At 62.6% G+C, this 13,353-nt stretch carries 10 protein-coding genes; all 10 read left to right on the top strand.

Annotation, left to right across the window (positions count from 1 at the left end; all coding sequences use genetic code 11):
• Nucleotides 1-87: 87 nt before the first annotated feature.
• Nucleotides 88-2,538 carry a penicillin acylase family protein gene (locus QR290_RS07510; RefSeq protein WP_289204629.1) on the top strand — a complete coding sequence of 817 codons (2,451 nt, stop codon included), beginning with the start codon at nt 88-90 and terminating at the stop codon, nt 2,536-2,538.
• Nucleotides 2,539-3,008: 470 nt separating this feature from the next.
• Nucleotides 3,009-4,043 carry a ligase-associated DNA damage response exonuclease gene (locus tag QR290_RS07505; protein WP_289204628.1) on the top strand — a complete coding sequence of 345 codons (1,035 nt, stop codon included), beginning with the start codon at nt 3,009-3,011 and terminating at the stop codon, nt 4,041-4,043.
• Nucleotides 4,040-5,728: an ATP-dependent DNA ligase gene (locus QR290_RS07500; RefSeq protein WP_289204627.1), complete on the top strand. Its 1,689-nt coding sequence runs from the start codon at nt 4,040-4,042 to the stop codon at nt 5,726-5,728. The genes QR290_RS07505 and QR290_RS07500 overlap by 4 nt, the downstream gene beginning before the upstream one ends.
• A gap of 228 nt (nt 5,729-5,956) precedes the next feature.
• A complete protein-coding gene (locus QR290_RS07495; RefSeq protein ID WP_115076790.1) occupies nt 5,957-6,739 on the top strand; it encodes a transporter substrate-binding domain-containing protein in 783 nt (260 codons plus the stop codon).
• 56 nt (nt 6,740-6,795) lie between these two features.
• On the top strand, nt 6,796-7,524 hold the full coding sequence (locus tag QR290_RS07490; protein WP_115076789.1) for an ABC transporter permease: 729 nt from the start codon (nt 6,796-6,798) through the stop codon (nt 7,522-7,524).
• Entirely contained in the window at nt 7,521-8,231 is a 711-nt protein-coding gene (locus QR290_RS07485) for an ABC transporter permease (RefSeq protein ID WP_007954996.1), read from the top strand. Before QR290_RS07490 ends, QR290_RS07485 begins: the two co-directional genes overlap by 4 nt.
• 12 nt (nt 8,232-8,243) lie before the next feature.
• On the top strand, nt 8,244-9,362 hold the full coding sequence (locus tag QR290_RS07480) for a succinylglutamate desuccinylase/aspartoacylase family protein (protein ID WP_289204626.1): 1,119 nt from the start codon (nt 8,244-8,246) through the stop codon (nt 9,360-9,362).
• Between the two features lie 13 nt (nt 9,363-9,375).
• Nucleotides 9,376-10,140, top strand: coding sequence for an ABC transporter ATP-binding protein (locus tag QR290_RS07475; protein ID WP_007954993.1), 765 nt, complete (start codon nt 9,376-9,378; stop codon nt 10,138-10,140).
• A 59-nt stretch (nt 10,141-10,199) separates the two neighbouring features.
• The gene (locus QR290_RS07470; RefSeq protein WP_289204625.1) at nt 10,200-12,686 is read left to right on the top strand and encodes a ligase-associated DNA damage response DEXH box helicase; all 2,487 of its coding nucleotides are present in this window, start codon (nt 10,200-10,202) and stop codon (nt 12,684-12,686) included.
• A complete protein-coding gene (pdeM, locus tag QR290_RS07465) occupies nt 12,686-13,342 on the top strand; it encodes a ligase-associated DNA damage response endonuclease PdeM (RefSeq protein WP_115076785.1) in 657 nt (218 codons plus the stop codon). The genes QR290_RS07470 and pdeM overlap by 1 nt, the downstream gene beginning before the upstream one ends.
• Nucleotides 13,343-13,353: the final 11 nt, after the last annotated feature.

Below are 13,353 nucleotides of genomic sequence, written 5' to 3'. Positions count from 1 at the left end.
TCGCCCCGCTTGCGCGGCCCCCTCCTGCTCACTAACGTAGCGGCTTTATTGCGCCCCCAGCCTCTACACCCCCGCAGGAGCTTTGCCATGGCCTCGCCAGCCCTTTCACATTTTCTTCCCCGGTTCGGCGTTGCCGCAGCAGTGGCCGGTGTTCTGAGCCTGACCGGTTGTCAGACCTGGAACGCCCAGGACACCCTCCCGCCGACCTCCGGTGTGCAGCCGCTCAAGGGCCTGGCGCAGAACGTTTCGGTACGCCGCAATGCCATGGGCATGCCGCTGATTGAAAGCAACAGCTTCCACGACGCACTGTTCGCCCTCGGTTACGTGCACGCCAGCGACCGGATCAATCAGATGGTCACCCTGCGCCTGCTGGCCCAGGGCCGTCTGGCGGAAATGTCCGGTTCGTCGATGCTCGACGCCGACCGCTACATGCGCGCCGTCAACCTGAAGAAAAGCGCCGGCGAGCTGTACAAGGCTTCGTCGCCACGGCTCAAGCGTTTCTTCGAAGTCTATGCCCGGGGCGTGAACGCCTACCTGTTCCGCTACGCCGACAAACTGCCGGGGGATCTGGCTTCCAGCGGCTACAAGCCTGAGTACTGGAAACCGGAAGATTCGGCGCTGATCTTCTGCCTGCTGAACTTCAGCCAGTCAGCCAACCTGCCGGAAGAAATCGCTTCGCTGGTGCTGGCGCAGACCGTGACCAACGACAAACTGGCGTGGCTGACCCCGTCCGCTCCCGACGAAAACCTGCCGCTGGCCGAGGCCGACAAGCTGCAAGGCATCAAGCTCAACGGGCAGATTCCGGGGCTGACGGAACTGAGCAACGCCGGCGAACAACTGGCCGCCATCAACCTGCTGGGCACTCAGTCGTCGAACAACTGGGCCATCGCCCCGCAACGCAGCCGTAGTGGCAAGAGCCTGCTGGCCAGCGACAGCCATGGCCCGCTGGCCGCGCCGTCGCTGTGGAGCTTCGTGCAGATTCGCGCTCCGAAATACCAGGCCGCCGGCGTGACCGTGGCCGGTCTGCCGATGGTGCTCGGTGGTTTCAACGGCAAGGTGGCGTGGAGCCTGACCAGCGTGCTCGGCGATAACCAGGACCTGTTCCTGGAAAAAATCCGTCGTCAGGGCAGCACGTTGTCCTACGAGGTCAACGGCAAGTGGCAACCGGTTGCGGTGCGCAACGAAACCTACTTCGTCAAAGGCCAGCGGCCGATTCGCGAAGCGGTGTACGAAACCCGCCATGGCGCGCTGCTCAACAGTGTTCAAGCCGCTGCTCAGGGCACAGGTTTCGGCCTGGCCTTGCAGACGCCGAGCTTCACCGACGACAAATCCCTCGATGCGTTTTTCGATCTGAGCCGCGCCCAGAACGTGGAACGTGCCTCGGACGCCAGCCGGGAAATCCGGGCCATCGCGCTGAATCTGGTGTTTGCCGACGCCAGCAACATTGGCTGGCAAGTCACCGGGCGTTTCCCGAACCGCCGTGAAGGCGAAGGCCTGCTGCCGTCGCCGGGCTGGGAAGGTCGCTACGACTGGGACGGTTACGCCGACCCGATGCTGCACCCCTACGATCAGGACCCGGCCCAGGGCTGGCTCGGCACCGCCAACCAGCGGGTCATTCCCCATGGCTACGGCATGCAACTGTCCAACTCCTGGGCGGCGCCGGAACGTGGCGAGCGCCTGGCCGAACTGGCCGGCAGCGGCAAACACGACGGTCGCAGCGTGATCGCCATGCAGTACGACCAGACCACCACCTTCGCCGCCAAACTGAAGAAAATGTTCGAAGCCCCGGGCATGGCGCAGCCACTGAAACAGGCGATCGACGCCCTGCCGGAAGCCGAGCGCAGCCAGGCGCGCGAAGCCTATACCCGCTTGATGGCGTTCGACGGCAAGCTCAGCCCGACTTCCGCCGACGCGGCGATCTACGAACTGTTCCTGCAGGAAAGCATGAAGCAGATTTTCCTCGACGAGCTCGGCCCACAAGGCAGCCCGGCGTGGAAAGCGTTTATCGCCAACGGCGATCTGTCCTACGCCGCCCAGGCCGATCACTTGCTGGGCCGCGAAGACAGTCCGTTCTGGGACGACGCCCGTACCCCGCAAAAAGAAGACAAACCGGCGATCCTCGCCCGCAGTCTGGCGGCAGCGATCAGTGCCGGCGACAGTCAGCTGGGCGGCGATCGCCGGGCCTGGCAGTGGGGCAAACTGCACCGCTACGAGTGGAAGAATGCCAATGGGCAGACCGTTCGCGCCCCGACCGCGGCGGGCGGCGACCACACCACCCTCAACACCGCGGCGTTTGCCTGGGGCCAGGACTTCAACACCACGCGTGCGCCGTCGATGCGCTTCATTGTCGACTTCGGTCAGAGCGAGCCGCTGATGGGGCAGAACGGGACGGGACAATCGGGTAATCCGGTGAGCCCGAACTACCTGAACGGCATCGATCCGTGGCTCAAGGGCCAGTACATCGGCTTGCCGATGCAGCCGCAGAACTTTGACCGGGTGTATGGCAAGACGCGGTTGACCCTCACGCCTGGGAAATAGGCGCTACTCCCCAAAAGATCAAAAGCCCCCTCACCCTAACCCTCTCCCTTAGGGAGAGGGGACTGATCGGGGGATGCTTCAGCCTTACATCGACCTGACAGTGCATCACCGAATCCATAATCGACTCGATTTCACAGGTCGATGCACCTCGCCAGACACCTCCGTAGGCTCCCTCTCCACCCCGTGAGAGGGGACTGATCGGGGGGATGTTCAAGAAGTTCGCCGACCTGACTTTGCTGCACCGAATCCAGATTCGTATTGCTGCTTGGCAGATCCATAATCGACTCGATCTCACAGGTCGATGTACCTCGCCAGACACCTCCGTAGGCTCCCTCTCCCCCTGGGAGAGGGCTGGGGTGAGGGCCTGATTTCCCCGCCAGCCAAATTCTTCGCTCCCACCGCAAAATCAATAGAACTTCTGACTTCGCGCCAACCTCATAGCTAACAAGTCCCTCCATTCCGGTAACGCCATGGACCTTGTTATCGCCCGCCCCGAAGGCCTCTACTGCCCTGCCGGGGATTTCTACATTGACCCGTGGCGGCCCGTCGAGCGCTCGGTGATCACCCATGCCCACGGCGACCATGCCCGTGGCGGCAATCAGCATTACCTGGCCGCCAGCGCCGGTGAAGGGATTTTGCGCGCGCGTCTGGGTGCGGACATCAACCTGCAAACCCTCGACTACGGCCAGCGCCTGACCCATCACGGCGTCACCTTAAGTTTTCATCCCGCCGGCCATGTGCTCGGCTCGGCTCAGGTGCGGCTGGAATACGGCGGCGAAGTCTGGGTCGCGTCCGGCGATTACAAGATCGAACCCGACGGCACCTGCGCGCCGTTCGAACCGGTGCGCTGCCACACCTTCATCACCGAATCGACCTTCGGCCTGCCGATCTATCGCTGGCAGCCGCAGGCGCAGGTGTTCGCCGAGATCAATCAGTGGTGGCAGGCCAACATCGAGGCCGGCAAGGCCAGCGTGCTGTTCTGCTATTCGTTCGGCAAGGCCCAGCGGATTCTCCACGGCATCGACGAAACGCTCGGCCCGATCCTCAGCCACGGTGCGGTCGAGCCGCTGAACCGCGTGTACCGCGAGGCCGGCGTCTATCTGCCGCCAACCATCTACGCCGGCGACGTGAAAAAGAACGACCCGATGATGCGCCAGGCGCTGGTCATCGCCCCGCCGTCAGCCGGCGGCAGCAGCTGGATGCGCCGGTTCGGCGATTACAGCGACAGTTTCGCCAGCGGCTGGATGCGCCTGCGCGGCACCCGCCGGCGGCGCGGGGTCGATCGCGGTTTCGTGCTTTCGGATCACGCCGACTGGCCCGGCCTGCTGTGGGCCATCGAACAGACCGGCGCCGAGCGAGTGATGGTCACCCACGGCTCGATTGGCGTGCTGGTGCGCCATCTGCGCGAAAAAGGGCTGGACGCACAAGGTTTCAACACCGAATACGGTGACGATGAAGAAGAGCTTTCCACCGTCTCGCCCGCCGTTGCCGAGGTGCAACCATGAAAGACTTCGCCGGGTTGTACGCCGAACTCGACGCCACCACCTCCAGCAACGCCAAACTGGCGGCCATGCAAACCTACTTCGCCCATGCGCAACCGCAGGATGCCGCGTGGGCGGTGTACTTTTTGTCCGGCGGGCGGCCTCGGCAACTGGTGCCGGTGCGGATCCTGCGGGATCTGGCAGTCGAAGTGTCCGGGCTGGCGCCGTGGCTGTTCGAGGAGAGTTATCAAGCAGTCGGCGATCTGGCGGAAACCATCTCGCTGGTGCTGCCGGAACACCCGCACACCTCCGAGGCCGGCCTCGCCGAATGGATCGAAGACAAACTGCTGCCCCTGCGCGGTGAAACCCCGGAATACCTCGCTCACCAACTGCCCGCACTGTGGGCGCAACTGGATCGGCCGAGCCTGATGCTGTGCATCAAACTGATCACCGGCAGCTTCCGGGTCGGCGTGTCCAAACTGCTGGTGACCCGCGCCCTGGCCTCCATGGCCGGGCTGGACAGCAAACGCGTGGCGCAACGATTGGTGGGTTACACCGATTTGTCCAACCGGCCGAACGCCGCCAGCTACCTGAAACTGATCGCCCCCGAATCCAGCGACGAACACGCCCAACGCGGTGGCCAGCCCTACCCGTTCTTCCTCGCCCATGCCTTGGCGCAACCGGTGGAAACCTTCGACGCACTGCTCGGGCCTGCAAGCAACTGGCAGGTGGAGTGGAAGTGGGATGGCATCCGCGCGCAGGTGGTCAAGCGTGACGGCAAACTGTGGATCTGGTCCCGGGGCGAAGAACTGGTCACCGAGCGCTTTCCCGAACTCGACACGCTGGTGCACGGTTTGCCCGACGGCACAGTGATCGACGGCGAAATCGTGGTGTGGAAGAACAACCGCCCGGTCACCGAAGATGCCTTCGATCCGCAGTCGACGGAAGCCCCGGCGGTGCAACCCTTCGCGCTGTTGCAACAGCGGATCGGCCGCAAGTCGCTGGACCGGAAAATCCTCGAAGACGCGCCGGTGGTGGTACTCGCCTACGACCTGCTCGAATGGCAGGGCGAAGACTGGCGCAACCAGCCTCAGGCCAAGCGTCGTGAACAACTGGAGCAGGTCATCGCCCGCTGCAACAACCCGGTGCTGTTGCCCTCGCCGATCCTGACGGGTGACGACTGGTTCGACCTCGCCCGCCAGCGTGAGGCCTCCAGGCGCCTCGGGGTCGAAGGCATGATGCTCAAGGCGCGGGACGCGATGTACGGCGTCGGCCGCACCAAGGACATGGGCGTGTGGTGGAAATGGAAGGTCGACCCGTACAGCGTCGACGCGGTGTTGATCTACGCCCAACGCGGCCACGGTCGCCGCGCCAGCCTCTACAGCGATTACACCTTTGCGGTGTGGGACGGCCCGCCCGGTTCCAGTGCGCGGGCGCTGGTACCGTTCGCCAAGGCCTATTCCGGGCTGACCGACGCGGAAATGCGTGAGGTCGACAGCATCGTTCGCAAGACCACCGTGGAAAAATTCGGCCCGGTCAGCAGCGTGACCCCCAGCCTGGTGTTCGAACTGGGCTTCGAAGGCATCGCCCTCTCCCGCCGGCACAAGAGCGGCATCGCCGTGCGCTTCCCGCGCATGCTGCGCTGGCGCCAGGACAAGACCGTGGACGAGGCCGACAGCCTGGCGACCTTGCAAGAGCTGTTGGTCTGATCCCTTCCCCCTGACACCCGGAAATCCCTGCACCGAACTATTCTGGTGCAGCTTTTCCGGCGCGCCCGTTTTCGTGCACTGACCGGCCCCGGCATGCACTTCCTACACCTTTTAAAACACTTGTTCGGGACTCTGGTTCGGAAATTGCTACTTTCTATAAGTCGTAAGCGCTCCAGTAACAATCATTCCGCGCCACAAGCGCTCATATTGGTTCTTAGGGATTGAATAATGAAAAAAGCATTGCTGACCCTTTCTGCACTGGCGTTGTGCATGGCCGCCGGCTCCGCGCTGGCCAAGGAATACAAAGAACTGCGGTTTGGCGTTGACCCTTCCTACGCACCGTTCGAGTCGAAAGCGGCAGACGGCAGCCTGGTTGGCTTCGACATCGATCTGGGCAACGCGATCTGCGCCGAGCTGAAGGTCAAGTGCAAATGGGTCGAAAGTGACTTCGACGGCATGATTCCGGGCCTCAAGGCCAATAAATTCGACGGTGTGATCTCGTCGATGACCGTTACCGAAGCCCGCGAAAAAGTCATCGACTTCTCCAGCGAGCTGTTCTCCGGCCCGACTGCTTACGTGTCGAAAAAAGGTTCGGGCATCACCAACGACGTCGCTTCGTTGAAAGGCAAAACCGTCGGCTACGAGCAAGGCACCATCCAGGAAGCCTATGCCAAAGCCGTGCTGGACAAGGCCGGCGTGAAAACCCAGGCCTATCAGAACCAGGACCAGGTGTATTCCGACCTGACTTCCGGCCGTCTCGATGCGGGCATTCAGGACATGTTGCAGGCTGAACTGGGCTTTCTGAAGTCGCCACAGGGCGCCGACTATGCCGTCAGCGAGGCGGTCGACAACCACTTGCTGCCAGCCAAGACCGCTGTCGGTATTAAGAAAGGTAACACCGAGCTGAAAGCGCTTTTGGATAAAGGTATCAAAGCGTTACACGATGATGGCAAATACGCCGAGATTCAAAAGAAACACTTTGGCGATCTGAATCTGTACAGCGGCAAATAATGCCCCGGCGCCCATCCTCGATGGGCGCCTTTTTCATTCAGTCAGGTTGCTGATTTATGTTCGAAAACCTCTTACAAAATCTGGGGCTCTCCGCCTTCAGCCTCAAGGGTTTTGGCCCTTTGCTGTTGGAAGGCACCTGGATGACCATCAAATTGTCGGCGTTGTCGCTGCTGGTGGCCGTGTTGCTCGGCCTGATCGGCGCCAGTGCCAAGCTGTCAAAAGTCAAACTGCTGCGCCTGCCCGCCCAGCTCTACACCACGCTGATTCGCGGGGTGCCGGACCTGGTGCTGATGCTGCTGATCTTCTACAGCCTGCAAACCTGGCTGACGACGCTCACCGATTACATGGAATGGGAATACATCGAAATCGACCCGTTCAGCGCCGGGGTCCTGACCCTGGGCTTCATTTATGGCGCATATTTCACTGAAACCTTCCGCGGGGCGATTCTCGCCGTGCCGCGCGGTCAGGTCGAAGCCGCCACTGCCTACGGCCTCAAGCGCGGCCAGCGCTTTCGTTTCGTGGTGTTCCCGCAAATGATGCGCTTCGCCCTGCCGGGCATCGGCAACAACTGGATGGTGATGCTCAAGGCTACCGCGCTGGTTTCGATCATCGGCCTGGCTGATCTGGTCAAGGCTGCGCAGGACGCCGGTAAAAGCACCTATCAACTGTTTTACTTCCTGGTCCTCGCCGCGTTGATCTACCTGCTGATCACCAGCGCCTCGAACTTCATCCTGCGCTGGCTCGAACGCCGCTACGCCGCCGGTGCCCGGGAGGCCGTACGATGATCGAACTCCTGCAGGAATACTGGAAAGCCTTCCTTTATACCGACGGCCAGAACATCACCGGCCTTGCGATGACGATGTGGCTGCTCAGCGCCTCGATCTTCTTCGGTTTCCTCGTGTCGATTCCGCTGTCGATCGCCCGCGTTTCGCCGCACTTCTACATCCGCTGGCCGGTGCAGTTCTACACCTACCTGTTCCGTGGCACGCCGCTCTATATCCAGTTGCTGATCTGCTACACCGGGATCTACAGCCTGGCCGCCGTGCGTGCGCAACCGGTGCTCGACAGTTTCTTCCGCGATGCGATGAACTGCACGATCCTGGCCTTCGCCCTCAACACCTGCGCCTACACCACGGAGATTTTCGCCGGGGCCATTCGCAGCATGAACCACGGCGAAGTCGAAGCGGCCAAGGCCTACGGCCTGACCGGCTGGAAGTTGTATGCCTACGTGATCATGCCGTCGGCGCTGCGCCGTTCGTTGCCGTACTACAGCAACGAAGTGATCCTGATGCTGCACTCGACCACCGTGGCCTTCACCGCGACCATCCCCGACATCCTGAAAGTCGCGCGGGACGCCAACTCGGCGACCTTCCTGACCTTCCAGTCGTTCGGCATCGCCGCGCTGATCTACCTGACCATCACCTTTGCGCTGGTCGGCCTGTTCCGCCTTGCCGAACGCCGATGGCTGGCCTTCCTTGGCCCGACCCACTAGGACCCTTTTGAGATGCGCCACCAGATACACGACCTGCAGGCCCCGCTGCCGGGGACCGCACGACAGATCCACAGTTTTCACTTCGGCCCGGACAAGGCCCAGGGCAAGATTTACATCCAGTCCTCGCTGCATGCCGACGAACTGCCCGGCATGCTCGTGGCCTGGCACCTCAAGCAGCGTCTGGCGGAGTTGGAAGCCGCCGGCCGCCTGCGCAGCGAAATCGTGCTGGTGCCGGTCGCCAACCCGATCGGCCTCGAACAAGTGCTGATGGATGTGCCACTGGGCCGCTACGAGCTGGAGAGCGGGCAGAACTTCAATCGCTGGTTCGTCGATCTCAGCGAAGAAATCGGCAACGAAATCGAAGCGCAGCTGTGCGACGACCCGCAGCGCAACCTAGAACTGATCCGATCCAGCCTGCGCAACGCCCTCGCACGCCACACCGCCACGACTCAGTTGCAATCCCAGCGCCTGACCCTGCAACGGCTGGCCTGCGATGCGGACATGGTGCTGGACCTGCACTGCGATTTCGAATCCGTGGTTCACCTCTACACCACGCCCGAGGCCTGGCCGCAGGTCGAGCCGCTGGCGCGCTATATCGAATCCCAGGCAAGCCTGCTGGCCACCGACTCCGGCGGCCAGTCGTTCGACGAGTGCTTCACCCTGCTGTGGTGGCAATTGAAGGAGCGCTTCGGCGAACACTTCGAGATTCCGCTCGGCAGTTTCTCGGTCACCGTCGAGTTGCGCGGTCAGGGGGATGTCACCCATCCGCTGGCCAGTCGCGATTGCCAGGCGCTGATCGATTACCTGATTCATTTCGGCGCCATCGTCGGCGAACCCAAAACCTTACCGGTCCTGCCACATCCCGCCACACCGTTGGCCGGCGTGGAGCCGGTAGCTACTCCCGTCGGCGGCCTGCTGGTCTACAGCGCCACACCCGGCCAATGGCTGGAAGCCGGGCAGAAAATCGCCGAAATCATCGACCCGATCAGCGACCGGGTTACGCCAGTCCATTGCACCGCTTCCGGTCTGCTCTATGCCCGCTCGTTGCGGCGCATGGCCACCGCCGGGATGGTGATCGCCCACGTCGCGGGCGCCGAAGCCTATCGCAGCGGCTATCTACTTTCGCCTTGAGGATGCCTGTCCCATGTACAAATTGACCGTTGAAGGCCTGCACAAAAGCTATGGCGACCATCAGGTGCTCAAAGGCGTCTCGCTCAAGGCCAAGACCGGCGACGTGATCAGCCTGATCGGCGCCAGCGGCTCGGGCAAAAGCACCTTTTTGCGCTGCATCAACTTTCTCGAACAACCCAACGACGGCGCGATGAGCCTCGATGGCCAGGCGATCCGCATGGTCACCGACCGCCACGGCATGCACGTCGCCGACGCCGATGAACTGCAACGCCTGCGCACCCGGCTGGCGATGGTGTTCCAGCACTTCAACCTGTGGAGCCACATGACCGTGCTGGAAAACATCACCATGGCCCCGCGCCGGGTGCTGGGTTGCAGCAAGCAGGAAGCCGACGACCGCGCCCGGCGTTATCTGGAAAAGGTCGGTCTGCCGGCGCGGGTGGCGGATCAGTACCCGGCGTTCCTCTCCGGCGGCCAGCAGCAACGGGTAGCGATTGCCCGGGCCCTGGCGATGGAGCCGGAGGTCATGCTGTTCGACGAACCGACTTCGGCGCTCGACCCGGAGCTGGTCGGCGAAGTGCTCAAGGTGATTCAGGGCCTGGCCGAAGAAGGCCGGACCATGATCATGGTCACCCATGAGATGAGCTTTGCGCGCAAGGTCTCGAGCCAAGTGCTGTTCCTGCATCAGGGGCTGGTGGAAGAAGAAGGCGCGCCCGAAGAAGTGCTGGGCAATCCGAAAAGCGAACGTCTGAAGCAATTCCTTAGCGGCAATCTCAAGTAAAACTATTGCCCGGCCGGCGCGGTCACTGAAGGAACACCTTCAGAGCACACGTCGCCGGCATGGGCACTTCTACCGACTTCGCCAGACACTGGTTCAGCGCCCGCGACTGGAAGCCGTTCGCCTTTCAGAAGCAGGTGTGGGCGGCGGTCAAACGCGGCGAATCCGGCCTGCTGCACGCCAGCACCGGCGCGGGTAAAACCTACGCGGTCTGGTTTGCCGCGCTCAATCGCTTTGCCCGCTCCGGGCCTGTTGCTGATACCACCCGCAAACGCCCACCGCCCGCCGAACCGCTGACCGTTTTGTGGATTACCCCGATGCGGGCGCTGGCCGCCGACACTGCGCGCTCTCTGCAAACACCGCTGGACGATCTGCAGATTCCCTGGAGCGTCGGCCTGCGCACCGGCGACACCGGCAGCAGCGAACGCGCCCGACAGAACCGGCGTCTGCCCACCACGCTGATCACCACCCCGGAAAGCCTGACCCTGATGCTCGCCCGCGCCGATGCGCAAACGGCGTTGTCGACGTTACGCATGGTCGTGGTGGACGAGTGGCATGAACTGCTCGGTAACAAGCGCGGCGTGCAGTTGCAACTGGCCCTCGCCCGGTTGCGGCGCTGGCAGCCGGGGCTGATCGTCTGGGGCGTTTCCGCGACGCTCGGCAATCAGTCCCACGCCGAACAGGTGCTGATCCCACAGGGCGACGGCGTCAGTATTCAGGGGCAAAGCGAAAAGTCGCTCAAGGTCGACACGCTGCTCCCTCCGGCGATCGAACGCTTTCCCTGGGCCGGGCATATCGGTCTGAAAATGTTGCCGCAGGTGGTGGCCGAACTGGACGTCTGCGCCAGCAGCCTGGTGTTCACCAACACGCGGGCGCAATCGGAGATCTGGTATCAGGCCTTGCTGGAAGCGCGGCCGGACTGGGCCGGGTTGATCGCCCTGCACCACAGCTCGCTGTCCCGCGACACCCGCGACTGGGTTGAGCAGGCGCTGAAGAATGGCCAACTCAAGGCCGTGGTCTGCACGTCAAGTCTGGATCTGGGTGTGGATTTCCTGCCGGTGGAGCGGGTGCTGCAGATTGGCTCGGCCAAAGGTGTGGCGCGACTGATGCAGCGTGCCGGGCGTTCGGGGCATGCGCCCGGTCGAACGTCGCGGGTCACCTTGGTGCCGACCCACAGTCTGGAATTGATCGAAGCCGCTGCTGCTCGCGATGCCGTGGCGCAACGACGGATCGAACCTCGATTGTCACCGCACAAACCGCTGGATGTACTGGTTCAGCACCTGGTCAGCATGGCGCTGGGCGGTGGTTTTATTCCCGATGAGCTGTACGAAGAAGTCCGTGGTGCCTGGGCCTATCGCGACCTGACGCTCGCGGACTGGGCCTGGGCGCTGGCGTTCGTACGCCACGGCGGGATGTCGCTGACGGCGTACCCGGATTACCGCCGGGTCGAACCGGATGAGCACGGAATCTGGCGTGTCCCCGATGCCCGCTTGGCGCGCCGCCATCGGATGAGCATCGGCACCATCGTCAGCGATGCCGCGATCCATTTGAAATTCTGGAGCAAGGGCGGAGGCGGCAAACAACTGGGCAGCGTTGAAGAAGGCTTCATCGCCCGCCTCAAGCCCGGCGACGGTTTCCTGTTCGCCGGACGCTTGCTGGAACTGGTGCGGGTGGAAAACATGACCGCCTACGTTAAGCGCAGCACGGCGAAAAAAGCCGCCGTACCGCGCTGGAATGGCGGACGCATGCCGCTGTCCAGCGAACTGGCCGAAGCGGTGGTCAGCCGCTTCAGCGCGGCGGCACACGGAGAATTTGCCGGCCCGGAAATGCAGGCCTTGCGACCGTTGCTGGAAACTCAGATGCGCTGGTCGGGCCTGCCGACCGACAACAATCTGCTGGCCGAAGTGCTGAAATCCCGCGAAGGCTGGCATCTTTTCCTCTACCCGTTTGCCGGACGTCAGGTGCATTTGGGATTGGCCAGTTTGCTGGCGTGGCGGGTCAGTCAACGCCTGCCCGTGACCTTCTCGATTGCGGTCAACGATTACGGACTGGAATTGCTCAGCGCCACGCCCGTTGACTGGTCTGCGCAACTGGACGGCGCGCTGCTCAGTCCCAAGGATTTATTGCGCGATGTACTCGCCAGCCTCAACGCGGGGGAGCTGGCGCTGCGGCGCTTTCGGGAAATCGCACGGATTGCCGGACTCGTATTCGCTGGCTACCCCGGCGCGCCGAAAAGCACCCGTCAGGTGCAGGCCTCCAGCGGGCTGTTCTTCGAAGTGTTCAAACAATACGACGCCGATAACCTGCTACTGGCGCAGGCCGGGGAAGAAGTCCTGCGGGAAGAACTGGATATTCGTCGGCTGGAACAGACATTGGAGCGAGTCAACCGGATGAAACTGGACATGCATTTGATCAAACGTCCTACACCGCTCGGCTTCCCACTGCTGGTGGAACGCATGCGCGAAAGCATGAGTTCGGAAAAACTTGCCGACCGCATCCGCCGAATGGTCGGCGACCTGGAGAAAACCGCTGACAAGGGCCAATCCTGATGAACGCGCCCTACCCCGTGCGCCTGGCAGGCGAAGACCTCTGGTTGCTGCCGGAAAAAGCGCTGTACTGGCCGGCGCAACAGGCGCTGATGATTGCCGATGTGCATTTCGGCAAGGCGGCCGCTTACCGGCGCCTGGGGCAACCGGTGCCGCAGGGCACCACGGCGAGCAACATCGCCGTGATCGAGCAATTGCTGGCGAAACTGCCGTGTCGGCAACTGATCTTTCTTGGTGACTTTCTGCACGGGCCCGGTTCGCATGCCTCGGGCACTTTGAGTGTTTTGTCTGAGTGGCGCTCACGCCACGCCGATCTGCCAATCACGCTGATTCGCGGCAATCACGATAAACGTGCCGGTGATCCACCGCAGACGCTGAACATTCGGGTGGTGCCAGAGCCATTGCTGCTCGGGCCCTTCGCGTTGCAGCACGAACCCGATCCGCACCCTGAACGCCACGTGCTCGCAGGGCACGTACACCCGGTCTATCGATTGAACGGCAAGGGGCGTCAGCGTTTGCGGCTGGCGTGTTTCAGGCTGGGAGAACGCATCAGCCTGCTGCCGGCGTTCGGCGCCTTCACCGGCGGTTATCCGGTGGAGAGGGAAGACAGCTGTCGGATCTTTGTCATCGGCGACAACGAAATATGGCCCGTCGGCTGAGGTCCTGTTCA

Origin of the sequence: Pseudomonas fluorescens (assembly GCF_030344995.1) — a bacterium.
In the GTDB taxonomy this organism is placed as follows: Bacteria; Pseudomonadota; Gammaproteobacteria; order Pseudomonadales; family Pseudomonadaceae; genus Aquipseudomonas; species Aquipseudomonas fluorescens_BF.
The sequence above is the reverse complement of the archived record's forward strand: the minus strand, read 5'-3'. Positions and strand labels throughout refer to the sequence as shown.

Excerpts from the sequence above, each read along its gene's own strand:
- QR290_RS07510 (WP_289204629.1), top strand. The coding sequence starts at position 88 with ATGGCCTCGCCAGCCCTTTCACATTTTCTTCCCCGGTTCGGCGTTGCC.
- QR290_RS07505 (WP_289204628.1), top strand. The coding sequence starts at position 3,009 with ATGGACCTTGTTATCGCCCGCCCCGAAGGCCTCTACTGCCCTGCCGGG.
- QR290_RS07500 (WP_289204627.1), top strand. The coding sequence starts at position 4,040 with ATGAAAGACTTCGCCGGGTTGTACGCCGAACTCGACGCCACCACCTCC.
- QR290_RS07495 (WP_115076790.1), top strand. The coding sequence starts at position 5,957 with ATGAAAAAAGCATTGCTGACCCTTTCTGCACTGGCGTTGTGCATGGCC.
- QR290_RS07490 (WP_115076789.1), top strand. The coding sequence starts at position 6,796 with ATGTTCGAAAACCTCTTACAAAATCTGGGGCTCTCCGCCTTCAGCCTC.
- QR290_RS07485 (WP_007954996.1), top strand. The coding sequence starts at position 7,521 with ATGATCGAACTCCTGCAGGAATACTGGAAAGCCTTCCTTTATACCGAC.
- QR290_RS07480 (WP_289204626.1), top strand. The coding sequence starts at position 8,244 with ATGCGCCACCAGATACACGACCTGCAGGCCCCGCTGCCGGGGACCGCA.
- QR290_RS07475 (WP_007954993.1), top strand. The coding sequence starts at position 9,376 with ATGTACAAATTGACCGTTGAAGGCCTGCACAAAAGCTATGGCGACCAT.
- QR290_RS07470 (WP_289204625.1), top strand. The coding sequence starts at position 10,200 with ATGGGCACTTCTACCGACTTCGCCAGACACTGGTTCAGCGCCCGCGAC.
- pdeM (WP_115076785.1), top strand. The coding sequence starts at position 12,686 with ATGAACGCGCCCTACCCCGTGCGCCTGGCAGGCGAAGACCTCTGGTTG.